We start from the raw sequence: 19,866 nt of genomic DNA, 5'->3' as shown, positions 1-19,866 counted from the left end.
GGCCGATTCAACAGATAGGGCGTAGCGGGTGGACGTGCAGGAAAAAAGCGCAATCGACATAACCGCCACTGACAAAGGCGCCGCCGTCGCCGCTACCGACACCATCGCGGCGGTGTCCTCCGGCAGTGGCGGCGCGGTGGCCGTCATCCGCCTGTCCGGCCCGCAGGCCGGGGCCGTTCTGGTGGCGCTGGCCGGCCGGCTGCCCGAACCGCGCCGGGCGCATCTGGCGCGGCTGCGCCACCCCATCTCCGGCGACGTGCTCGACCAGGGGCTGGCGCTGTGGTTCCCCGGGCCGCGCAGCGCCACCGGCGAGGACATGGCCGAATTGCAGATCCATGGCGGGCGCGCCGTCGTCGCCGCCGTGCTCGGCGCGGTGCTCAGCGTTCCCGGCCTGCGGCCTGCGGAAGCCGGCGAGTTCACCCGCCGCGCGTTCCTCAATGGGCGGATGGACCTGACCGAGGCCGAGGGCCTCGCCGACCTGATCGGGGCGCAGACCGAAGCGCAGCGCCGGCTCGCCTTCGCCCACGCCTTCGGCCATCTCGGCCAGCGCGTGGAGGAGTGGCGCCGCCGCCTCATCCGCGCCATGGCGCTCATTGAGGCCGGCATCGATTTCGCCGACGAGGACGATGTGCCGGCGGGGGCGCGGGCGCTGGCGCGGCCGGAAGTGGAGGCTCTCCACGCCGAACTCACCGCCGCGCTGGCCGACCGGCGCGGCGCGCTGGTGCGGGAAGGCGCGCTCATCGCCATTGCCGGCCTGCCCAATGCCGGCAAGTCGTCGTTGATCAACGCGCTGGCGCAGCGCGACATCGCCATCGTTTCCGACGAGCCGGGCACCACGCGCGACCTGCTGGAAGTCGCGCTCGACCTCGACGGCCACAAGGCGACGCTGGTCGACACCGCCGGCCTGCGTGAGGCGGAAAGCAAGGTGGAAGCGGAGGGCATCCGCCGCGCCCGCGCCCGGATGGCGCAGGCCGATCTCGTGCTGTGGGTGCACGACGTCTCGGTGGGACCCGCGCCCGAGGCCTCTCCCTCCATCGAAACAGAGCGCCCGCTCTGGCTGGTGGCGAACAAGATCGACCGGGCCGGGGATGCGCTGTCGCCGGAAACCGGCTGGGCGGCGCGGGGCTTCAAGGTCTCGGCGGCGAGCGGGGAGGGGCTGGAGGCGCTGACCCGTGCGCTCGGCGGTTTCATCGCAGCGCGGGCGGAAGGCGAGCACCCGGCGCTGATCCGCGCCCGTCATCGCGCCAGCGCGCGGGAAGCGGATGCACATCTCGCTCTCGCGCTGGAGCACTGGGAGCGGCTGGACGACGAGCTTCTGGCCGAGGAGCTTCGCCTCGCCGCCCGGGCGCTCGGCCGCATGACCGGGGCGATCGGGGTCGAGGATCTTCTCGATGTCGTGTTCCGCGAATTCTGCATTGGCAAATAGCCCCCAAGCAGGGGTCGGATTCACGTGAAACAGAGCCGCCGCCGAGGCCGATTCGTAAACGAAATGTTTCACGTGAATCAGGTCGCCGCCTTGTCCCCAGCCGGCCGAAGCATCGGGCTGGCTTGACGGCGGGGCAAATCGCTGGCTGAAGAGGCCATCCCTTCGCCCGCCGAGATGCGCGCGCCCGTTTTCGCGGCGCGACAGAAGCCTGCGAGCCTGCCCTATGACCGCTCCCGCACACTCTTTCGACGTCGTCATCATCGGCGGCGGCCATGCCGGCACCGAGGCCGCCGCCGCCGCCGCGCGGCTGGGCGCCCGCACCGCGCTGGTAACGCACGCCCATGCGACGCTCGGCACCATGTCCTGCAACCCGGCGATTGGCGGGCTCGGCAAGGGGCACCTGGTGCGCGAGATCGATGCGCTGGACGGGCTGATGGGCCGCGTCGCCGACCAGGGCGGCATCCAGTTCCGCCTGCTCAACCGCCGCAAGGGGCCGGCGGTGCGCGGCCCCCGCGCCCAGGCTGACCGCAAGCTCTACGCGCAGGCGATGCAGCGGGCGATCGATTCGCAGCCGAACCTATCGGTGGTCGAGGGCGAAGCCGACAGCCTGATCCTGCAGGAAGGGCGCGTCACCGGCGTGGTGCTGGCGGATGGGCGGCGCCTGATGGCGGGTGCCGTCGTCGTTACCACGGGCACCTTTCTCAACGGGCTGATCCATATTGGCGACCAGCAGATCCCGGCGGGGCGGATGGGGGAGGCGCCGGCGCGCGGCCTCTCCACCTCGCTCGCCGCGCTGGGCCTGCGGCTCGGCCGGCTGAAGACCGGCACCCCGCCGCGCCTCGATGGCCGCAGCATCGACTGGGCCGGGCTGGAGATGCAGGAGGGCGACACGCCCCCCGAGCCGTTTTCCTCGCTCACGCAGGCGATCACCAATCCGCAGGTGAAGTGCGGCATCACCCGCACGACGCCGGAAACCCATGCGGTGATCCGGGCCAATATCGCCCGCTCGGCGATGTACTCCGGCAATATCCAGAGCGTCGGCCCGCGCTACTGCCCCTCGATCGAGGACAAGATCGTCCGCTTCGGCGAGCGGGAAGGGCACCAGATCTTCCTGGAGCCGGAGGGGCTGGACGATCCCACCGTCTATCCCAACGGCATCTCGACCTCGCTGCCGGAGGACGTCCAGCGCCTGCTGCTGGCGACCATTCCGGGGCTGGAACGGGTTCAGCTTTTCCGTCCCGGCTACGCCATCGAATATGACCATGTCGACCCGCGCGAGCTGGAGCCGACGCTGGAAGTGCGCAAGGCGCCCGGCCTATTCCTCGCCGGCCAGATCAACGGCACAACCGGCTATGAGGAGGCGGCGGCGCAGGGGCTGGTCGCCGGGCTGAACGCGGCGCGGCGGGCAGGCGGGCAGGACGGCGTCACCTTCGACCGGGCGGAAGCCTATATCGGGGTGATGATCGACGATCTCGTCACGCGCGGGGTGAGCGAGCCCTACCGCATGTTCACCTCACGGGCGGAGTATCGCCTCTCGCTGCGGGCCGACAATGCCGACCAGCGCCTCACCGGCAAGGGCGATGCGCTCGGCCTGGTCGGCGCGGCGCGGCGGGTGCACTTCGCCGCGCGGCGCGAGGCGCTGGCGCGGGTGTCGGCCTGGAGCCGCTCGGTGTCGATCACCCCGGGGGAGGGCGACGCGCATGGGCTGACCCTGAACCGCGACGGGCAGCGGCGGACGGCGTTCGATCTGCTCTCCTACCCGCATGTGAGCTGGGCCGATATTTGCCGCATCTGGCCACAGGCCGGCGGCGAGGACGCCCGCATTGGCGAGCAGGTGGAGGTCGATGCGAAATACGCCGTCTATCTCCACCGTCAGGAGGCCGACATCGCCTCGTTCCGCCGCGACGAGGCGGCGGAGCTGGCGGAGATGGATTATCGCGGGCTGGCCGGTCTCTCCAACGAGATCAAGGCCAAGCTGGAATCGATTCGCCCCCGTACCATTGGCCAGGCCGGCCGCATCGACGGCATGACCCCGGCGGCGCTGGCGCTGCTGGCGGCGCATGCCCGCCGAGTGTCGTGATCGGCAGTGTCGTGATCGGCGCATGTCGTGACCGGCGGCAATCGCCTTTCCGCACCGTCTCTCCCGCTGATCCGGCGCCGCGACTGCGGTAGAATGCGTCATGTCCAAGAACGATTCGTCCGATCGCACCCGCGCGCTGAGCCTCACCCCTGTTTCACGTGAAACGGAGCAGCGGCTCGACATCATCGTCGCGCTGCTGGAAAAGTGGCAGCGCACCATCAATCTGGTCGCGGCCGCCTCGCTGCCGCAGCTGTGGACCCGCCATGTCGCCGATTCGCTTCAGCTGGTGCCGCTGGCCGGCGAGGCCACGCGCTGGGTTGATCTCGGCTCCGGCGGCGGCTTCCCCGGTCTGGTCGTGGCGGCGGTGCTGGCGGAACGGCGGGACGCCGATGTGACGCTGGTGGAGAGTGACAGCCGCAAGGCCGCCTTTCTGCGCGAGGCGGCCCGGCTGGCCGAGCTGCCCGTTACCGTGCTGCCGTCGCGAATCGAGCAGGTCGCGGCGGTGCTCGCCCCCGGCGTCGAGGTGGTCTCGGCCCGCGCGCTTGCGCCTTTGCCGCGACTGCTGGAACTGACGGCGCCCTTCCTTGCACAGGGGGCGACGGGGCTGTTCCTCAAGGGACAAGATGTTGATAACGAATTGACCCAGGCAGCTAAATCTTGGAGAATCGAGGCTGAGATCAGGGCGAGCCTGACCGATGGCGGCGGGCATGTGCTGATCGTCCGCAACGCGGTCCCGCTGGGGCCGGATACGGCCGGCGGCAATCGTTCGGATCGCAGTTCGGATGACACGGGTTCGGGCGGCAGTTCGGTCGGCAAGGGAATTTCGCAGGGTGGACATCATGGATGAGGCTTCGCTCGCTCCGGCCGCGCCCCGGCCGGTTCCCCGCGTCCTGGCCCTGGCCAACCAGAAGGGCGGGGTCGGCAAGACCACGACGGCGATCAATCTCGGCACCGCCCTCGCGGCGATCGGCGAGACGGTGCTGATCATCGATCTCGACCCGCAGGGCAACGCCTCCACCGGGCTCGGCATCGACCGCCGCAGCCGCCGGGTGTCGACCTATGATGTGCTGACCGGTGAGATCGAGCTGCGCGACGCGGCGCTGGAGACGGCGGTGCCGCGGCTGCACATCGCGCCCTCTACCATGGACCTGTCCGGCCTTGAGCTGGAGTTGGCCGGCCAGCGCGACCGCGCCTATCGCCTGCGCGACGCGATCCGCCGCCTCAACGGCCCGGCCGAGCAGTTTGAACGGGACCGGAACGATATTGATTACACCTACGTTCTGATCGACTGCCCGCCCTCGCTCAATCTCATCACCGTCAACGCCATGGCGGCCTCGAACGCCATTCTGGTGCCGCTGCAATGCGAGTTCTTCGCGCTGGAAGGTCTCTCCCAGTTGCTGAAGACGGTGGAGCAGGTGCGCACCACGCTCAACCCGGAACTGTCCATCCACGGCATCGTGCTGACCATGTTCGATGCGCGCAACAATCTCTCCACCCAGGTGGTGGACGATGTGCGCCAGTTCATGGGCGCCAAGGTCTATGAGACCATCATCCCGCGCAATGTGCGGGTGTCGGAGGCGCCGTCCTATGGCAAGCCGGTGCTGCTCTACGATCTCAAATGCGTCGGGTCGCAGGCCTATCTTCGTCTCGCATCCGAAATAATCCAGCGCGAGCGCAGCCTGCGCCTCGCGGCGGCGTAGGGGAGGGGGCGATGGCCATGGCGGAAGACGGCGGCCGCTCGCGGCTCGGGCGCGGCCTTGCGGCGCTGATTGGCGATATGGGCGAGGACAGTGGCGCGGCCAATGACCGGGGCCGCATCGGCGGCGGCGCGCGCAAAGTGCCGCTCGCCTTCTTGCGGGCCAATCCGCGCAACCCGCGCCGGACCTTCGCGGAGGGCGATCTCGACGATCTCGCCGCCTCGATCCGCGAGCGCGGCATCATCCAGCCCATCGTCGTGCGCCAGGTCGCCGGCGAGCGCGAGGCGTATGAGATTGTCGCCGGCGAGCGCCGCTGGCGCGCCGGCCAGCGCGCCGGCATCCATGAGGTGCCGATCGTCGTCGTCGAAGTGGACGACCGCGAGGCGCTGGAAATCGCCATCATCGAGAATGTCCAGCGGGCCGATCTCAATCCGCTGGAAGAGGCGGCGGGCTATCAGTCGCTGGCCGACCAGTTCGGCTATTCGCAGAGCGATCTCGCCCGGGTCATCGGCAAGAGCCGCAGCCATGTCGCCAACACGATGCGGCTGCTGCGCCTGCCGGAAACGGTGAAGCAGTTCCTCGCCGATGGAAGGCTCTCCGCCGGCCATGCCCGCGCGCTGCTGACCCAGGACGACCCGGAGGCGCTGGCGCAGGCGATCGTCGCCCAGGGGATGAATGTGCGCGCCATCGAGGCGCTGGCGCAGGAGCTCAATGTCGCCAAGGCGGAAGCCGCCGGCAAGCCGCCGAAAAAGCCCAAGCTCCACCCTGCGCTCGACGCCGACACCGCCGCGCTGCAGCGCCGGCTCTCCGACGAGCTGGGCCTTGCGGTGACGCTGAAGCATGATGGCGAGGCGGGTGAGATCCGCATCCGCTATTCCTCGCTCGACCAGCTGGACGAGGTCTGCCGGCGGCTGGCGGGAATCTGAACGCCCGGCCCTGAGGCCTCAGCCGCGTTTCGCCTGCCCGGCCACCTGCAGCAGCGCGCGCTCGGCGATTGCCGGGCCCAGCGCCGCGTTGCGCCGGGCGGCGAGCAGCGCGTCGTCGAGCGCGAACAGCGCCGTCTCCAGCCGGGCCACGCTCCAGCCGCGCAGCGCCTTCTCGACAAACGGCTTGCGGCGGAAATGGATCGCCGGCCGGGCGCCTTCCAGCGCGCGCTCGACACTGCCGCCCGCTTCAATGGCAAGCCGCATCTGGTGCAGCGCCTGCGCCGTGCGGCACACCGCCCCCAGCACGATGTCGGCCCGCATGCCCTCGCCGGTCGCCTTGGCGAAGGCGCTCGCCATGTCAGCCGGCTGACCGGCGAAGGTGGCGTCGGCGATTTCGTCCAGCGCCAGGCTGGAAGCGTCGCCGACAATGGCGCGCACATGGGCGCTTGTTATGCGCGGCTCGCCGGTGGCGTAGAGCAGCAATTTGGCGATTTCGCCGCGCGAGGCCATGCGGTCGCCGCCGAGCAGGGCGAGCAACTCGCCGCGGGCATCGCGGTCCAGCGCCATGCTGGCCTCCGCCATCATGGTGTCGACCAGCCGGGCGAGATCACGCTCGCTATCGGCATAGCAGGCGATCGCCAGCGCATGCGGCGAGGCCTCGCAGAGCGCGCGCAGCCCCATACCGCGCTTGAGGTCGCCGGCCTCGATGACGATGATCGCCTGTTCCGGCGGCGCCGCCAGCAGCGCCTCGACCGCCGGAACGACATTTTTGGAACCGGCCCGCAGCGAGACCACCCGCCTTCCGCCGAACAGCGCCAGCGTGCCGGCCTCATCGACCAGCCGGCCGGGATCGCCTGAAATCTCGTCGCCATCCAGCCGGACCATGCCGAAAGGATCGTTGGAGCCGGCGGAGGCGCGGGCGAGATAGGCGCGGGCGCGCTCGCGCACCAGCCCGCTATCGGGACCGAACAGCAGGACGACAGGGCGCAGCGGATCGAGGCGGCTCAGCGTCGCCTCGACATCACCCGGCCGGACGGCGACCATGACGGCTCAGCTCTTGGGCGCGGTCGTGACAGGTGCGGTGGCGCCCGGGCCGGTGGGGCGGGAACCGGCGGTCAGGAAATAGGAGGCCAACTGGCTCTTGATGGTCTCGGCGACCACCGTGGCGGAGCGGTTCTCGGCGTCGCGAATGGCGCGGTTGCGGGCGAAGCGCTGATAGCCGCTGTCCAGCGAAGCCTTGCCGGAGGCCTGGCCGATACGCAGCGGCGTCTTGGTGTTGCCGGTCTCGAAGAGCTGCCATTTGACGTCGACCGAGACGATTTCCACTTCCGGCAGGCCGGTGAGCGGGCTGACGACGGAGGCCTCCGCCGTGGTGCTGCGCACATCGAGGTTCAGCCGGTAGGGCGCCCCCGCCGGGTTGCCGGCGCCGCCGGTCAGCGCGAAGATCAGGTCGTTGCGCACCTCGTCGCCGACCCGGCCGGCGACGAAGACCACTTCGATATCGTTGAAGCTCCGCTGCAGCGCCGAGCCCTCGCCGGGCGTGGTCTCGGCATACATGGGCTGGAAGCAGCCGGCCGCGGAAAGGGCGAGCAGTCCCGCCCCGGCGAGACCGAGCAGGCGGCTTCGTGCGGGCATCGTGTTCCTCCGGTCAGGCGACGACATTCACAATCCTTTGCGGCACCACGATGATACGCTTCGGGGCGCGCCCGTCGAGTGCCTGCGCGATGAGATCGAGGGCGAGCACCGCCTTCTCCACCTCGGCGGGGCTGGCATCCTTCGGCACCACGATCTCGCCGCGCCGCTTGCCATTGATCTGAATCGGCAGCGTAACGGTGTCGTCGACCAGCAGATCGGCCTCGACCTGCGGCCAGCCGGCCTCGGCCATCAGCCCGGTGCCTGCCAGCACCTGGCCGCATTCCTCGGCGAGGTGCGGCACCATGGGCGCCACCACGGCGGCGAGGAAGGTCGCGGCCTCGCGCAGGGCGAAGGCGAGATCGGGCGCCACCGTGCCGGAAGCCGCGCCGGTGCGGGCGCTGGAGAGCGCCTCGGCGAACACATTGGCGAAGGCGTGCACCCGCGCCACGGCGACATTGAAGCGCAGCCGCTCGATATCCTCCGCCACCTGCGCCGCCAGCCGGTGTGAGGCCCGGCGCAGGGCGATCGATTCGGTGCCGAAATCAGCCGGCCGTGCCACAGGGTCCGGCGCCAGCGCCACCGCGTCGCCCACCAGGCGCCACAGCCGCTGGACAAAGCGCCAGGCGCCCTCGATGCCGGCGCTGGTCCATTCGCTGTCGCGCTCGGGCGGGGTGTCGGCGAGCATGAACCAGCGGGCGCAATCGACGCCATAGGTGTCGGCGACGATCTCCGGCGGCACCACGTTCTTCTTCGACTTCGACATCTTCTCCGGCGCGCCGATGGTGACGGGCTCGCCCGTGCCCACCTTCACCGGCCGGCCCTCGCCGTCGCGCTCGACCTCCTCGGGGAACAGCCAGCGGCCTTCGGCGTCCTTGTAGGTCTCGTGGACGATCATGCCTTGCGTGAACAGCCCGGCGAAGGGTTCGGCCACCGAGACGCGGCCGAGCTTCTTCAGCGTGCGGATGAAGAAGCGGGAATAGAGCAGATGCAGGATCGCGTGCTCGATGCCGCCAATATACTGGTCCACCGCCAGCCACTGGTCGGCGGCGCCCTTCTGCAGCGGCGCGGTGCCGGGCTCGGCGGCGAAGCGGGCGAAATACCAGGACGAATCGACAAAAGTGTCCATGGTGTCGGTCTCGCGCCGGGCCGGCGCGCCGCAGTTCGGGCAGTTCACATGCTTCCATGTGGGGTGCCGGTCCAGCGGGTTGCCCGGCTGGTCGAAGGTCACGTCCTCCGGCAGCTTCACGGGAAGCTGATCCTCGGGCACCGGCACCGGGCCGCAGCTGTCGCAATGGATGATCGGGATCGGGCAGCCCCAGTAGCGCTGGCGCGAAATGCCCCAGTCGCGCAGGCGGTAGTTCACCGCCCGAGCGCCGACGGGCGCGTTGCCGAGAATCTCGTTCTCCAGCCTCAGCGCCACCTTCTCCTTCGCCGCCGGCACGGTGAGCCCGTCGAGGAAGCCGGAATTGAACAGCACGCCCTCGCCCTCATAGGGGCCGTCCGCCACCGAGAAGCTGGCGGGATCGATATCGGGCGGCAGCACGACGGGCGTGATCGGCAGGCCGTATTTGCTGGCGAAATCATGGTCGCGCTGGTCATGCGCCGGGCAGCCGAAAATGGCGCCGGTGCCGTAGTCCATCAGCACGAAATTGGCGACATAGACCGGCAACTCCGGCCCGCCCAGCGGGTGGCGCACCTTCAGCCCGGTGTCGAAGCCCATCTTTTCCTGGGTCTCGATCTCGGCGGTAGAGGTGCCGCCGCGCCGGCATTCCTCGACGAAGCTCGCCAGCGCGGGATTGCTCGCCGCGAGCGTCTCGGTGAGGGGATGGCCGGGCGAGAGCGCCAGGAAGGCGGCGCCGAACAGCGTATCCGGCCGGGTGGTGTAGACCTTGATCTCGGTTGGCAGGCTTTCGGGCAGCCCCGCCGGCGCATCGGCCAGCACGAAGCGCACATGCAGCCCTTCGGAACGGCCGATCCAGTTGCGCTGCATCAGGCGCACCTTGTCGGGCCAGCGCTCCAGCGTGTCGAGCCCGGCGAGGAGTTCCTCGGAGGCATCGGAGATGCGGAAGAACCACTGCGCCAGCTTGCGCCGCTCCACCAGCGCGCCGGAACGCCAGCCACGCCCGTCGATCACCTGCTCATTGGCGAGCACGGTGTTGTCGACCGGGTCCCAATTGACCTCGCTCTCGCGGCGATAGGCGAAGCCGCCCTTGAGGAAATCGAGGAAGATGCGCTGCTGCTCGCCATAATAGGAGACGTCGCAGGTGGCGATCTCGCGCGACCAGTCGAGCGAGAGGCCGAGCAGCTTCAGCTGCTCGCGCATGGTGGCGATGTTCTCGTAGGTCCACTTGCCCGGATGGGTCTTGCGCTCGATCGCGGCGTTCTCCGCCGGCAGGCCGAAGGCATCCCAGCCCATGGGGTGCAGGACATTGAAGCCCTTCATGCGCTTGAAGCGCGCCACCACGTCGCCCATCACATAGTTGCGGCCATGGCCGATATGGATGCGCCCCGAGGGGTAGGGGAACATTTCGAGCACGTAGTATTTGGGACGCGGATCGTCGTTGCGGGTGCGGTAGATCCCGCGTTCGTCCCAGATCTTCTGCCAGCGGGGCTCGGCCTCGCGGGCGTTGTAGCGCTCGGTGCTCATGAACAGGCTTCTTGGATCGGCAAACATCGAAAAAGGGGCGCAAACCTTCACGAAAAGGTTCACGGATGGCGCCGGACTAGGCACCAAACCGCGTTCCCGGTCAACCTTTTCGCTGCGTTGCGGGGGAGGGCGGGCGCGGGCGGGGCGGCCCGGCGCATATTCACGCGCGCGCGCATTCCCGCGACGGTGCGATTGGCGTATCGAGGGCGTCGGGATCAGCAGGAGAGCCAGCATGGAGCCGGACCGGACCGAGGACGTTTTTGCGCGCGAGGTCACCGCACGTCTCAACGAGGTGCGCGCGCGCATCGCCCAGGCCTGCGACGATGCCGGGCGCCCTCCCGCCAGCGTGCAGCTGGTCGCCGTCTCCAAGACCTTCGGGGCCGAGCATATCGCGCCCGTCATCAAAGCCGGCCAGCGCGTGTTCGGCGAGAACCGGGTGCAGGAATCGGCAGCGAAATGGCCGGCGCTGCGCGCGGCCCATCCCGATCTCGAACTGCACCTGATCGGTCCGCTGCAGAGCAACAAGGTGCGCGAGGCGCTCGCCCTTTTCGACGTGATCCAGACGCTGGACCGCCCCTCGCTCGCCGCCGCGCTGGCGAAGGAACTGCGCCGCGAGGGCGCCCCACCGGCGCCGCGCCTGCTGGTGCAAGTCAATACCGGCGAGGAGCCGCAAAAGGCCGGGGTCGCCCCCGGTGAGGTCGATGCGTTTCTGGCCGAATGCCGCGAGGTGCACGGGCTGGTGATCGACGGGCTGATGTGCATTCCCCCGGCCGACGAGCCGGCCGCGCCGCATTTCGCCCTGCTGGCGAAGATCGCCGCCCGCCACGGGCTGAAAACGCTCTCCATGGGCATGAGCGGCGATTTCGAGACCGCCATCACGCTGGGCGCCACCCATGTGCGGGTCGGCAGCGCCATTTTCGGCACCCGCTAGGCGCCGCGCTCAGCAGACGGAGGCCCCGGCGTCCCAGCAGGAAGAAGCTGAGCCCGAACACGCCGGGCGCCCGTTCCAGCAGGTGCCAGAGCGCCGGCAGGCCGGAAAGGCCGCCAGATGCTGCGCAATCGCGGCGTTCGCCGCGCGGCCGCGCCGCCCGTCGATGATCTCAGGAGCCGCGCGTTTCCCGGGCCGGCGCGGCGCCTCAGCCGGCGCTCTCGGGCGTCCCCGGCGTGGCCGCGAGGTCGAGAAAGGCCTGCGCCGCCTTGGTGGCGTAGCGTTCGCGGTGGCGCAGCGAGAGGAAGGGGCGCGAGGGCAGGGGGTAGTCGATCAGCGCCATGGTGCCGGCGCGGATGGCGCCTTCCACCACGCGGCGCGAGATCACCGTCACCCCGCTGCCGGCCTCCACCGCCGCCCGCACCGCTTCATTGGAGGGATAGTCGAGCACGACGCGCAGCGCGCCGGGGGCAAGGCCCGCCTCCTGCAGATAGGATTCGAAGATGGCGCGGGTGCCCGATCCCGGCTCGCGCAGCACCCAGGGGCCATCCGCCAGCTCGGCCGGGGAGGTGGGCGCCCGCCAGTGCCAGGGATGCGTCACCGGCGCCACCAGCACCATCTCGTCCTCGGCCACCGGCGCGGCGAGCAGCACCGGCGCCTCGACCTCCCCCTCGATGAAGCCGAGATCGGCGGCGCCGTCCTGCACCAGGGCGGCGACGAAATCGGTGTTGCCGATGACGAGGCTCACCAGGACGCCGGGATAGCGGCGGCGGTAGCGCTCGATCAGCGGCGGCAGCCAGTAATTGGCGACCGTCTGGCTGCCCGCCAGCGCCAGCGATCCGTGCACCAGCCCGGCGAGGTCGGCCAGCACCTTCTCGGCGGCGCTGGCGCGGGCGAGCACGGCGCGCGCCTCCGGCAGAAACAGCCGCCCCGCCTCGGTGAGCACGATGCCCCTGCCGACCCGGTCGAACAGCCTTGTGGCGTGGCGCGCCTCCAGCGCCGCGATCGCCGCGCTGGTGGCCGAGGGGGTGAGATGGATGTCCCGCGCGCCCTGCGTGATGTGCTCGCGCTCGGCGACGGCAACGAAAATGCGTAGCTGCTCCAGGGTCATCCGCCGTCCTCGGCCTCGCTCAGGCGGTCATCTTTACCAGAGCGAGGGCGAACAGGGCGATGAAGACGAAGCCGGCGAGGCCGAGAAGAAACGGCCGCAGCCCCTTGGCGCGCAGCTTGGCGATGTCGGTTTCCAGCCCCATCGCCGCCAGCGCCATGGAGAGCATGAAGGTGGTGGCCAGCACCAGCGCAGCTTTCATCTCCGCCGGCATCGTCACCACGCTGTTCAGCCCCACCATGGCGAGAAAGCCGAGCACGAACCACGGCATGGGCGGGCGGGCGCGGCTGGCACCATGGCCGAGCCGGGTGGCACGGCGGGCGGCGATGAGCCCGAGCCCGATCACCATCGGCGCCAGCAGCATCACGCGGGAGAGTTTTGCAATGGTGCCGAACTCGCCCGCGGCCGGCCCGCCCTGATAGGCGGCGGCCACCACCTGGGCGATCTCGTGGATCGAGGCGCCGGCCCACAGCCCATAGGCGTGCGGCGACAGGCCGAGCACGACCGGGAGCAGCGGATAAAGGAACATCGCCACCGAGCCGAACACGGTGACGCAGGCCACCGCATAGGCGACATCCTCATCCGGCGCGCGCGTCACCGTATTGGTGGCGATCACCGCCGAGGCGCCGCAGATCGAGGTGCCGGCGGCGATCAGCTCGGCCAGCCCACGCTCGACCCCGATCAGCCGGCCGAACCAGGTGATGAAGAGGAAGGTGGCGACCAGCGTCAGCGCGATCACCGCGATGCCGGTGGCGCCCACTTCGGCGATCTGCGCGGCGGTGAGCTGGAGCCCGAGCAGCACGATGGCGGCGCGCAGGATGCGCCGCATGGCGAAGGCGACGCCGGGCTTGGCCCGCACCGGCGTGCCGATGAGATTGTGGAAGCCGATGCCGATCATGATGGCGAGAATCATCGGGCTCAGCACCCCGACCATGGGCAGCTGGCGCAGGCCGAAGGCGAGGCCGGCAATGCCCGCTGTCAGCGCGAGGCCGGGCAGGATCGCGGTGGGATGCGCCTTCGCCACCCTGTGGCCCTCGGCCCTCTCGACATGCGCGACCATGATGCGTCTCCCCTTGCGGCAACGTCCCTTGATCGCAGGGGAAGATCGTTCGATCCAGCGCATTATATCGCACAAATCGTTCGATAAAATCGGAGAGTTGAACGCATTGCCGCTGTCATCCCATGAGCGACGAAGACCAGGCATGGCACTGACCATTAGCGGCGAGGGCGGTCTGGGGCGCAGACCATGCCCGGCGCTGACCCTCGACTTTCCTCTCCCCCACGGGGAGAGGGAGAAGAACGCCCCACCCCTCCGTCATCCGTCCCGCCTACCATCGTCATCTCCGGGCTTGACCCGGGATCCCCGGCTTGGCGCGGCCGGACGGCTGGATCCCCGGGTCAAGCCCGGGATGACGGCCGGAAGGCGGATATGGGAGCGAGGTGCGCTGGTCCTGCGTGCTCCAGTTTGCCCTCTCCGTCCCAACCGTTCCCCCTCATGGCCGGGCTCGACCCGGCCACCCAGACTTGGGCTGAGAGGGGGCGGGACCGCTGGGTCCCCGGGTCAGGTCCGGGGATGAGGGAGTGCGTGTGGTCCGCCTCGCTCCCTGGAGGGACGAGCCGCGCGTCGCGGAGATGGGCGTGCGGCAGAAAGGGGGGCGTGATGCTTATACGGGGAAGGGTCTTGCGGCCATAAGGCGCCGGAACGGCGCGGAGGCGGAAATGGTGCCGCTTGTCAGACTCGAACTGACGACCTCCGCATTACGAATGCGATGCTCTACCAACTGAGCTAAAGCGGCACGCGCGGCTCTGATAGCCGCGAAGCGCGGCTTTTTCAAGCGGGCGGCGGCCTCAGCCGCGCGCATTGCCGGCGAAAGTGCTTCCGCCGGCCCCTGCGGGGCTTTTCCGCCAAGCCCCGCGCCAGCCCCGATCAGCCCCAGGGCCCGCGACGCTCTCCGCCGCCGGCGTCGCGGCGGCCCCAGGGATTGCCCGACCGGCGGCTCGAGAGCCGCGCCGTGCCGGACCCCGCCCACGGCCCGCTTTGCGGTGCGGTGGTGGAGGCATAGCCGCCGCTCGCGCCCATCTGCTGCGCCAGCGCCTGCAGCGCGGCGATGCGGTTCTCGGTGGCGGGGTGGGTGGAGAACAGGCTGTCCATTCGCTCGCCGGACAGAGGGTTGATGATGAACATGTGCGCGGTGGCCGGGTTGTGCTCGGCCGGCATGTTCGGCACGGCGTGCGCGGCATTGGAAATCTTCGCCAGCGCCGAGGCGAGCCACATCGGCTGGCCGCAGATCTCAGCCCCCAGCTTGTCCGCCTCATATTCGCGCGAGCGCGACACCGCCATCTGCACCACCATGGCGGCGAGCGGGGCGAGGATCATCATCGCGATGGTGCCGATAATGCCGAAGCCGCTATTATTGTTGCGGTTGCCGCCAAAAATCATCGCGAAGTTCGCCAGCATGGAAATGGCGCCCGCCAGCGTGGCGGTGATGGTCATGGTCAGCGTGTCGTAGTTTTTCACATGCGCCAGCTCATGCGCCATGACGCCGGCGACTTCCTCGCGGGAGAGCGAATTGAGCAGGCCGGTGGTGGCGGCCACCGCCGCATTGGCCGGGTTGCGGCCGGTGGCGAAGGCGTTGGGTTGCGGGTTGTCCATGATGTAGACGCGCGGCATCGGCAGCTGCGCCCGGGCGGCCAGCTCCTCCACCATGGAATAGTAATCGGGCGCGCTGGCACGGTCGACCTCGCGGGCGCCGTACATCGACAGCACCATGCGGTCGGAATTCCAGTAGCTGAACACATTCATGCCGGCCGCCACCAGCAGCGCGATCAGCATGCCGCCCTGGCCGCCGATCATGAAGCCGACGCCCATGAACAGCGCCGTCATGCCCGCGAGCAGGATCGCCGTACGGAAATAGTTCATCGTTCCCTCATCCGCCGCAGGGTGCGGCCTGTCGGTCCAGAAAATGGGATGGTCCCGGCGGGCGCGCAAGATTGCCGGCCCGATCGCCGGCAGCATCGCCCGCGCGCATCATGCCGTTGCGGGAGGTCGCCGCCCTTGACGCGGGCCGGGGGGCGGTGGTTCCAATGAGGCATGAGCCAGATTGATCACACTGCACCGACACTCCACCTCACTGGCCTCACTGGTCAGTCCGATGGCGCCGATTCGGCCGCCCCGCGCCGGCCGCTTTCCCCCGCCGCCGAACGGGCGCTGGCCGAGGCCGCCGCCCGCCGCGCCGCCGCCACCCCGGTGGCCGGGCCTAGGGAAATCGATGGCCGAAACGGGCCGGAGCCGGTGCGCTATGGCGACTGGGAAGTGAAGGGAATCGCGACGGATTTCTAGGGGGTTAGGGCGGGTGCGCCCTATTCGTCCGGTCCGCCGGGCCGGTCGCGGCGCAGCGATTTGACCCCCGCCCGCTTGGCCTTGCCCTCCAGCCGGCGGATTTTCGAGCCGAGCGTCGGGCGGGTCGGGCGGCGGGTGATCGGCACGATCGCCGCCTCGCGCACCAATTCGACCAGCCGGGCCAGCGCATCCGCCCGATTCTGCTCCTGCGTCCGGTAGCGCTGGGCCACCAGAACCAGCACGCCCTCCTTGGTCAGGCGTCGCCCGGCGAGGCGGGAGAGGCGCTCTTTCACGTGATCCGCCAAGGTCTTGGAGCCGCGCACGTCGAAGCGCAGCTGCACCGCGCTTGACACTTTGTTGACGTTCTGGCCGCCCGGACCGGAGGCGCGAACGAAGGTTTCCTCGATCTCGTCCTCGTCGAGCCAGACCCGCGGCGTGACCGGAATCATGGCCGCCGCAGGTCCTCGATCGCCTCCAGCCGCTCGCGCACCCGTTCGAGATCGGCAAGGGTGGCGGAGACGCGCTCGCTCAGCCGCTGCGTCAGCTCGCGGGCGGCGTCGGGATAGCTTTCCAGCGTGCGCAGGAACATGTTGCGGGGAATACGCAAAACCTCCGCCGGCTCCAGCGCGGTGGCGGTGGCGGGCCGCCGCGTCTCGGTGAGCAGCGCCATTTCGCCGATCAGCGCCCCTTCGCCGACGCGCGCGCTCTGCCCCGGCCGGGCCGCCAAATGCGGGTCGTCCGGCGCGACCGCCAGGCTGCCCTCCTGCACCACATAGGCGCAATCGGCCGGCTCCCCCTCGTGGAAAAGCACCTGCCCGCGTGTCAGCGCGAAATGCTCGACGCTGATGGCGATAACGCGCAAAGCCTCACGCCCCATCAATGCGAGCGTCGGCACACGTTCCAGAAAGGCGATGTCGTCCTCGATGGACATTCGGCGGGCGAAACTCCAAGGCAGGACGAATCAATCGGCCTGTCAGGGCAGCAATTTGTACCCCCCAGCCTCGGTGGCAAGCAGGCTGGGGTGAGACGGGTCCTTCTCAATCTTCTGGCGCAGGCGATATATATGCGTCTCAAGGGTATGCGTCGTCACGCCTGAATTATAGCCCCAGACTTCTTGCAACAGTATTTCGCGCGCCACCGGCTTCTTTCCCGCCCGATAGAGGTAACGAAGTATGGCGGTTTCTTTTTCGGTGAGGCGAATCTTGGAGTTGCGCTCGGTCACCAGCATCTTGGCGCCGGGCCGGAACGTGTAGGGCCCGATGGTGAACACCGCGTCCTCGCTCGCCTCATGCGAGCGCATCTGAGCCCGGATGCGGGCGAGCAGCACGGCGAAGCGGAACGGCTTGGCGACGTAGTCATTGGCGCCGGCTTCCAGCCCCATGATGGTGTCGCTGTCGGTGTCGTGGCCCGTGAGCATGATCACCGGCGCCTTGAAGCCGTTCTGCCGCATCACGCGCACGGCTTCCCGGCCGTCCTTATCCGGCAGGCCGACATCCATCAGCACCAGATCGACCCGTGTCGATTCGACTTCGCTGATGGCGGCCGTGGCGCTGTCGACCGAGACCACTTCGAATTCGTCATAGAGCGAGAGCTGCTCGACCAGCGCTTCGCGCAGATCCTTGTCGTCATCGACCACCAAAACTCGCAGAGCGTTCGCCATATCGCTTTCCCGAATATCCGCGTTCCCGAGAGGCCGCTGGCCGAAGCCCTTGTCCGTGGCGCCTCGCGCGTCCACTCTCACGCAAGGCTGGAGTGAAATGCCGTATGTCCCGAGTAGGCAGGCGAAACGCATTCGGCAAGCGCCGAGCACTTGCGAGACGAAGGTGCTGCCGGTTCGTGACGTGATCGTGAACGGAAATGGCGTGAAGAAGAAGACCCTTCGCACAGAAACACACGGGAAATCCCGCTTCGCCTCCCGCCTGCGTGTCGCCATGCGCCCGGCCGGTCACGTTCACGGCCGCCAGCGCGGCTGGCTCATTCTCCATGGACGCCCGATTCCCGTCGCCCTCGGCAGGGCCGGAGTTCGTGCCGACAAGCGCGAAGGCGATGGCGCCACGCCACGCGGCATTTGGCATGCGCGTGAGGTGCGCTACCGGGCCGATCGTGGCATGCGGCCGATCACCGGCCTGCCGGTGCTGCGGACCCGCCGCGCGGACGGCTGGTGCGACGAACCTGGCGACGGGCGCTACAACCGCCCAGTATGCTTGCCTGTCAGGGCATCGCATGAAGCGATGTGGCGGGATGACGGGCTCTACGATCTGGTCGTCGTACTCGACCACAACAGCCGTCCCCGCCGCTCCCGGCGCGGTTCCGCCGTGTTCCTGCACATCGCCCGGGGCACTTTCGAGCCGACGGCGGGTTGCGTCGCCTTTCGCCCGGCCGATCTCCGACGCCTTCTGGCGCGTCTCACCCCGGCGACGGCGATCGAGATCATTTAGGCGAACGGCCGCCAGGGGAGCAGCGCTCCCAAGGCGGCCGTCGTCGTCACATCGTCGCGGCTCTGGCTGGATCGGCGCTAGCGGTACACATACCAGCAGCGGCGCACCGGCCGGCCCCACCTGTCGCGCCGAACAGCGCACACCCGCCGCCGCCGGCGCCGGCGGTGGCGTCGACCGGGCGGCACGCCGGGCGGTCCCCACTGCGTCGGCTCCACAGGCGTACCGTCGGGCGTGCGGCCCGCCGGCTCGATCTCAGGCGTGCCCTCGGGGGCGATGTCCTTGAGCTGGTCCAGTACCATAGCCTGTGCAGGCGTGAGGAGCGTCCCGACGGCGACGCCCGCTCCCAGTGCCCCGGCAAGACCGAGTAAAAAGCCCCGTCTGTCCATGTCGTTCTCCACTCTTCCACCCCGCGCGCCTATGGGCCGCTGGCCCGGATCAACGCGGTGCGGGGTAGATGGTTCGCCGACCATGATCAGGATGGACATTAATCACGGCGTTCCGGCGGCGGGCAGCCTGTATCGGCTCTTGCCGGCTGCGGGGGCGCGCGCGATAGTCAGCGCAGCGAATCGCAGAGGTCGGACATGACAGTCTTCGGCACCAAGGTCTTGAAGTGGATGATGCGCGCGGCTCTCGCCGTTGCCATCGCCCTGCCTCTGCTGGCGGTGAGCCCGCCCGCGCAGGCGAGCAATTCGACCGGCGCGCTCATTGGTGGCCTGGTCGCCGGGGCGCTGGTTGGTTCGGTGGTCACGTCCGCCGTGAACCAGCCGAAGACCTATTATTACGCCCCGCCTCCGCCGCCTCCGCCGGCCTATTACCCGCCTCCGCCGCCCCGTCCTGTCTATGGTCCGGGCTATTGCGGCGCGCCGCCCTATCCGCCGTGCCGCACGCCGGTCTACTGAGACGCACCGTTCGTTCCTTCCGGTCACGCACCAGGGCACTCCCATGCTGAAGACGGCCGCTACCGCGCTCTGCCTGATCCTCGGCCTCGCCGCCGCTCACGCGCAGGATTCATCCGGCGCTTCCTCCGGGCCTTCCGCCGCCGTACCCCCAGCTGCCGCGGCGGACGACGCACTGCCGCCCCCGATCGCCTGCACCTTCGAGAAGGTGTTCGTCTGCGAAGCGGCAGGCTGCAATCCCTCTCAGGAACTCGGCACAATCGACCTCCCCGCGCGCTTCCTGATCCATTTCGGCGAGCAGATCATCGCCAGCGTGTCGGACGACGACCTGCCGCATATCAGTTCGATCCAGAGCGTGATCGGCGATGGCGACACGCTGATCCTGGACGGCAATGACAACATGGCCGCCTGGGCGATCGAGCTGTCTCCGTCCAAGCCGGAGGCGACGCTGACGACGCTGGCGGGCGGAAAAGTGCTGACCGCCTTCGGCACCTGCAAGCCGGCATCCTGAAGGCTGACGGCGGCGCTTCATCCGGGCGCCCATGGCGAAGATCGCCAAGGGCCGCTTTCGAAAGCGGCCCTTCCACCTTGAAGAGCCGGCTTTTCACTTGGCGGCGCGGTTCATTTCGTTATAGAGAACCGCACCGCGCGGGCGTGGCGGAATGGTAGACGCGACGGACTCAAAATCCGTTTCTGGTGACAGAGTGTCGGTTCGAGTCCGACCGCCCGCACCAGCCACCGGCCT

General features: G+C 69.2%; 19 protein-coding genes and 2 tRNA genes. 11 read left to right on the top strand and 10 right to left on the bottom strand.

The genetic code is table 11. The annotated features are described in order from the left end of the window. Positions 1–28: 28 nt before the first annotated feature. From mnmE to A3M1_RS0108310, 5 genes are all read left to right on the top strand, one after another. Positions 29–1,426: a tRNA uridine-5-carboxymethylaminomethyl(34) synthesis GTPase MnmE gene (gene mnmE, locus A3M1_RS0108330; RefSeq protein ID WP_018388495.1), complete on the top strand. Its 1,398-nt coding sequence runs from the start codon at positions 29–31 to the stop codon at positions 1,424–1,426. A gap of 223 nt (positions 1,427–1,649) precedes the next feature. Next, positions 1,650–3,506 carry a tRNA uridine-5-carboxymethylaminomethyl(34) synthesis enzyme MnmG gene (mnmG, locus tag A3M1_RS0108325; protein WP_018388494.1) on the top strand — a complete coding sequence of 619 codons (1,857 nt, stop codon included), beginning with the start codon at positions 1,650–1,652 and terminating at the stop codon, positions 3,504–3,506. A 100-nt stretch (positions 3,507–3,606) separates the two neighbouring features. Next, positions 3,607–4,353: a 16S rRNA (guanine(527)-N(7))-methyltransferase RsmG gene (gene rsmG / locus A3M1_RS0108320; protein WP_018388493.1), complete on the top strand. Its 747-nt coding sequence runs from the start codon at positions 3,607–3,609 to the stop codon at positions 4,351–4,353. Continuing rightward, positions 4,346–5,206: a ParA family protein gene (locus A3M1_RS0108315; protein ID WP_198291124.1), complete on the top strand. Its 861-nt coding sequence runs from the start codon at positions 4,346–4,348 to the stop codon at positions 5,204–5,206. Before rsmG ends, A3M1_RS0108315 begins: the two co-directional genes overlap by 8 nt. A gap of 11 nt (positions 5,207–5,217) precedes the next feature. Then, positions 5,218–6,129: a ParB/RepB/Spo0J family partition protein gene (locus A3M1_RS0108310; RefSeq protein WP_018388491.1), complete on the top strand. Its 912-nt coding sequence runs from the start codon at positions 5,218–5,220 to the stop codon at positions 6,127–6,129. 18 nt (positions 6,130–6,147) lie between these two features. On the opposite strand, the gene holA is transcribed toward A3M1_RS0108310, so the two are convergent. From holA to leuS, 3 genes are read right to left on the bottom strand one after another with little or no spacing between them, the layout of a single operon-like run. Then, on the bottom strand, positions 6,148–7,173 hold the full coding sequence (holA, locus tag A3M1_RS0108305; RefSeq protein ID WP_018388490.1) for a DNA polymerase III subunit delta: 1,026 nt from the start codon (positions 7,171–7,173) through the stop codon (positions 6,148–6,150). A 6-nt stretch (positions 7,174–7,179) separates the two neighbouring features. After that, the gene (locus A3M1_RS0108300) at positions 7,180–7,764 is read right to left on the bottom strand and encodes a hypothetical protein (protein WP_018388489.1); all 585 of its coding nucleotides are present in this window, start codon (positions 7,762–7,764) and stop codon (positions 7,180–7,182) included. Between the two features lie 13 nt (positions 7,765–7,777). Next, on the bottom strand, positions 7,778–10,411 hold the full coding sequence (leuS, locus tag A3M1_RS0108295; protein ID WP_018964150.1) for a leucine--tRNA ligase: 2,634 nt from the start codon (positions 10,409–10,411) through the stop codon (positions 7,778–7,780). 232 nt (positions 10,412–10,643) lie between these two features. Between leuS and A3M1_RS0108290 the strand changes: the two genes are divergently transcribed. Continuing rightward, entirely contained in the window at positions 10,644–11,342 is a 699-nt protein-coding gene (locus A3M1_RS0108290; RefSeq protein ID WP_018388487.1) for a YggS family pyridoxal phosphate-dependent enzyme, read from the top strand. A gap of 205 nt (positions 11,343–11,547) precedes the next feature. Here the strand turns inward: A3M1_RS0108290 and A3M1_RS0108285 are convergent, their stop codons facing one another. From A3M1_RS0108285 to htpX, 4 genes are all read right to left on the bottom strand, one after another. After that, positions 11,548–12,450 carry a LysR substrate-binding domain-containing protein gene (locus A3M1_RS0108285; protein WP_018388486.1) on the bottom strand — a complete coding sequence of 301 codons (903 nt, stop codon included), beginning with the start codon at positions 12,448–12,450 and terminating at the stop codon, positions 11,548–11,550. Positions 12,451–12,469: 19 nt separating this feature from the next. Beyond that, a complete protein-coding gene (locus A3M1_RS0108280) occupies positions 12,470–13,507 on the bottom strand; it encodes a YeiH family protein (protein WP_018388485.1) in 1,038 nt (345 codons plus the stop codon). Positions 13,508–14,167: 660 nt separating this feature from the next. Then, positions 14,168–14,243: transfer RNA gene (locus A3M1_RS0108275), tRNA-Thr, on the bottom strand. Positions 14,244–14,374: 131 nt separating this feature from the next. After that, positions 14,375–15,367 carry a zinc metalloprotease HtpX gene (gene htpX / locus A3M1_RS0108270; RefSeq protein ID WP_026221217.1) on the bottom strand — a complete coding sequence of 331 codons (993 nt, stop codon included), beginning with the start codon at positions 15,365–15,367 and terminating at the stop codon, positions 14,375–14,377. A gap of 171 nt (positions 15,368–15,538) precedes the next feature. On the opposite strand from htpX, the gene A3M1_RS0108265 reads away from it, so the two are divergent. Then, positions 15,539–15,787: a DUF1674 domain-containing protein gene (locus tag A3M1_RS0108265; RefSeq protein WP_018388483.1), complete on the top strand. Its 249-nt coding sequence runs from the start codon at positions 15,539–15,541 to the stop codon at positions 15,785–15,787. 20 nt (positions 15,788–15,807) lie between these two features. Here the strand turns inward: A3M1_RS0108265 and arfB are convergent, their stop codons facing one another. The 3 genes from arfB to A3M1_RS0108250 are packed head-to-tail and all read right to left on the bottom strand — an operon-like array spanning position 15,808 to position 17,447. Then, a complete protein-coding gene (gene arfB, locus A3M1_RS0108260; RefSeq protein ID WP_018388482.1) occupies positions 15,808–16,236 on the bottom strand; it encodes an alternative ribosome rescue aminoacyl-tRNA hydrolase ArfB in 429 nt (142 codons plus the stop codon). Next, positions 16,233–16,718 carry a cyclic nucleotide-binding domain-containing protein gene (locus A3M1_RS0108255; protein WP_018388481.1) on the bottom strand — a complete coding sequence of 162 codons (486 nt, stop codon included), beginning with the start codon at positions 16,716–16,718 and terminating at the stop codon, positions 16,233–16,235. Before A3M1_RS0108255 ends, arfB begins: the two co-directional genes overlap by 4 nt. A 42-nt stretch (positions 16,719–16,760) precedes the next feature. Beyond that, positions 16,761–17,447 carry a response regulator transcription factor gene (locus A3M1_RS0108250; protein WP_018388480.1) on the bottom strand — a complete coding sequence of 229 codons (687 nt, stop codon included), beginning with the start codon at positions 17,445–17,447 and terminating at the stop codon, positions 16,761–16,763. 181 nt (positions 17,448–17,628) lie between these two features. Here A3M1_RS0108250 and A3M1_RS0108245 point away from each other — a divergent pair, with 181 nt between their 5' ends. The 4 genes from A3M1_RS0108245 to A3M1_RS0108225 all read left to right on the top strand — a co-directional run bounded on the left by A3M1_RS0108245 (position 17,629) and on the right by A3M1_RS0108225 (position 19,855). Continuing rightward, positions 17,629–18,225: a L,D-transpeptidase family protein gene (locus A3M1_RS0108245; protein WP_018964151.1), complete on the top strand. Its 597-nt coding sequence runs from the start codon at positions 17,629–17,631 to the stop codon at positions 18,223–18,225. Between the two features lie 581 nt (positions 18,226–18,806). Further along, positions 18,807–19,124 carry a hypothetical protein gene (locus A3M1_RS0108235; protein ID WP_018388477.1) on the top strand — a complete coding sequence of 106 codons (318 nt, stop codon included), beginning with the start codon at positions 18,807–18,809 and terminating at the stop codon, positions 19,122–19,124. Between the two features lie 43 nt (positions 19,125–19,167). Beyond that, positions 19,168–19,632, top strand: coding sequence for a hypothetical protein (locus A3M1_RS0108230; RefSeq protein WP_018388476.1), 465 nt, complete (start codon positions 19,168–19,170; stop codon positions 19,630–19,632). Between the two features lie 137 nt (positions 19,633–19,769). Continuing rightward, a tRNA-Leu gene (locus tag A3M1_RS0108225) sits at positions 19,770–19,855 on the top strand. Positions 19,856–19,866: the final 11 nt, after the last annotated feature.

Source organism: Ancylobacter sp. FA202, from assembly GCF_000380205.1.
In the GTDB taxonomy this organism is placed as follows: Bacteria; Pseudomonadota; Alphaproteobacteria; order Rhizobiales; family Xanthobacteraceae; genus Ancylobacter.
The sequence above is the reverse complement of the archived record's forward strand: the minus strand, read 5'-3'. Positions and strand labels throughout refer to the sequence as shown.

Coding starts and splice junctions, on each gene's coding strand:
- htpX (WP_026221217.1), bottom strand. CDS start 15,367: ATGAACTATTTCCGTACGGCGATCCTGCTCGCGGGCATGACGGCGCTG.
- A3M1_RS0108280 (WP_018388485.1), bottom strand. CDS start 13,507: ATGGTCGCGCATGTCGAGAGGGCCGAGGGCCACAGGGTGGCGAAGGCG.
- leuS (WP_018964150.1), bottom strand. CDS start 10,411: ATGAGCACCGAGCGCTACAACGCCCGCGAGGCCGAGCCCCGCTGGCAG.
- mnmG (WP_018388494.1), top strand. CDS start 1,650: ATGACCGCTCCCGCACACTCTTTCGACGTCGTCATCATCGGCGGCGGC.
- A3M1_RS0108250 (WP_018388480.1), bottom strand. CDS start 17,447: ATGGCGAACGCTCTGCGAGTTTTGGTGGTCGATGACGACAAGGATCTG.
- A3M1_RS0108300 (WP_018388489.1), bottom strand. CDS start 7,764: ATGCCCGCACGAAGCCGCCTGCTCGGTCTCGCCGGGGCGGGACTGCTC.
- A3M1_RS0108265 (WP_018388483.1), top strand. CDS start 15,539: ATGAGCCAGATTGATCACACTGCACCGACACTCCACCTCACTGGCCTC.
- A3M1_RS0108315 (WP_198291124.1), top strand. CDS start 4,346: ATGGATGAGGCTTCGCTCGCTCCGGCCGCGCCCCGGCCGGTTCCCCGC.
- A3M1_RS0108310 (WP_018388491.1), top strand. CDS start 5,218: ATGGCCATGGCGGAAGACGGCGGCCGCTCGCGGCTCGGGCGCGGCCTT.
- A3M1_RS0108290 (WP_018388487.1), top strand. CDS start 10,644: ATGGAGCCGGACCGGACCGAGGACGTTTTTGCGCGCGAGGTCACCGCA.
- A3M1_RS0108235 (WP_018388477.1), top strand. CDS start 18,807: ATGACAGTCTTCGGCACCAAGGTCTTGAAGTGGATGATGCGCGCGGCT.
- A3M1_RS0108255 (WP_018388481.1), bottom strand. CDS start 16,718: ATGTCCATCGAGGACGACATCGCCTTTCTGGAACGTGTGCCGACGCTC.
- holA (WP_018388490.1), bottom strand. CDS start 7,173: ATGGTCGCCGTCCGGCCGGGTGATGTCGAGGCGACGCTGAGCCGCCTC.
- rsmG (WP_018388493.1), top strand. CDS start 3,607: ATGTCCAAGAACGATTCGTCCGATCGCACCCGCGCGCTGAGCCTCACC.
- A3M1_RS0108230 (WP_018388476.1), top strand. CDS start 19,168: ATGCTGAAGACGGCCGCTACCGCGCTCTGCCTGATCCTCGGCCTCGCC.
- arfB (WP_018388482.1), bottom strand. CDS start 16,236: ATGATTCCGGTCACGCCGCGGGTCTGGCTCGACGAGGACGAGATCGAG.
- A3M1_RS0108285 (WP_018388486.1), bottom strand. CDS start 12,450: ATGACCCTGGAGCAGCTACGCATTTTCGTTGCCGTCGCCGAGCGCGAG.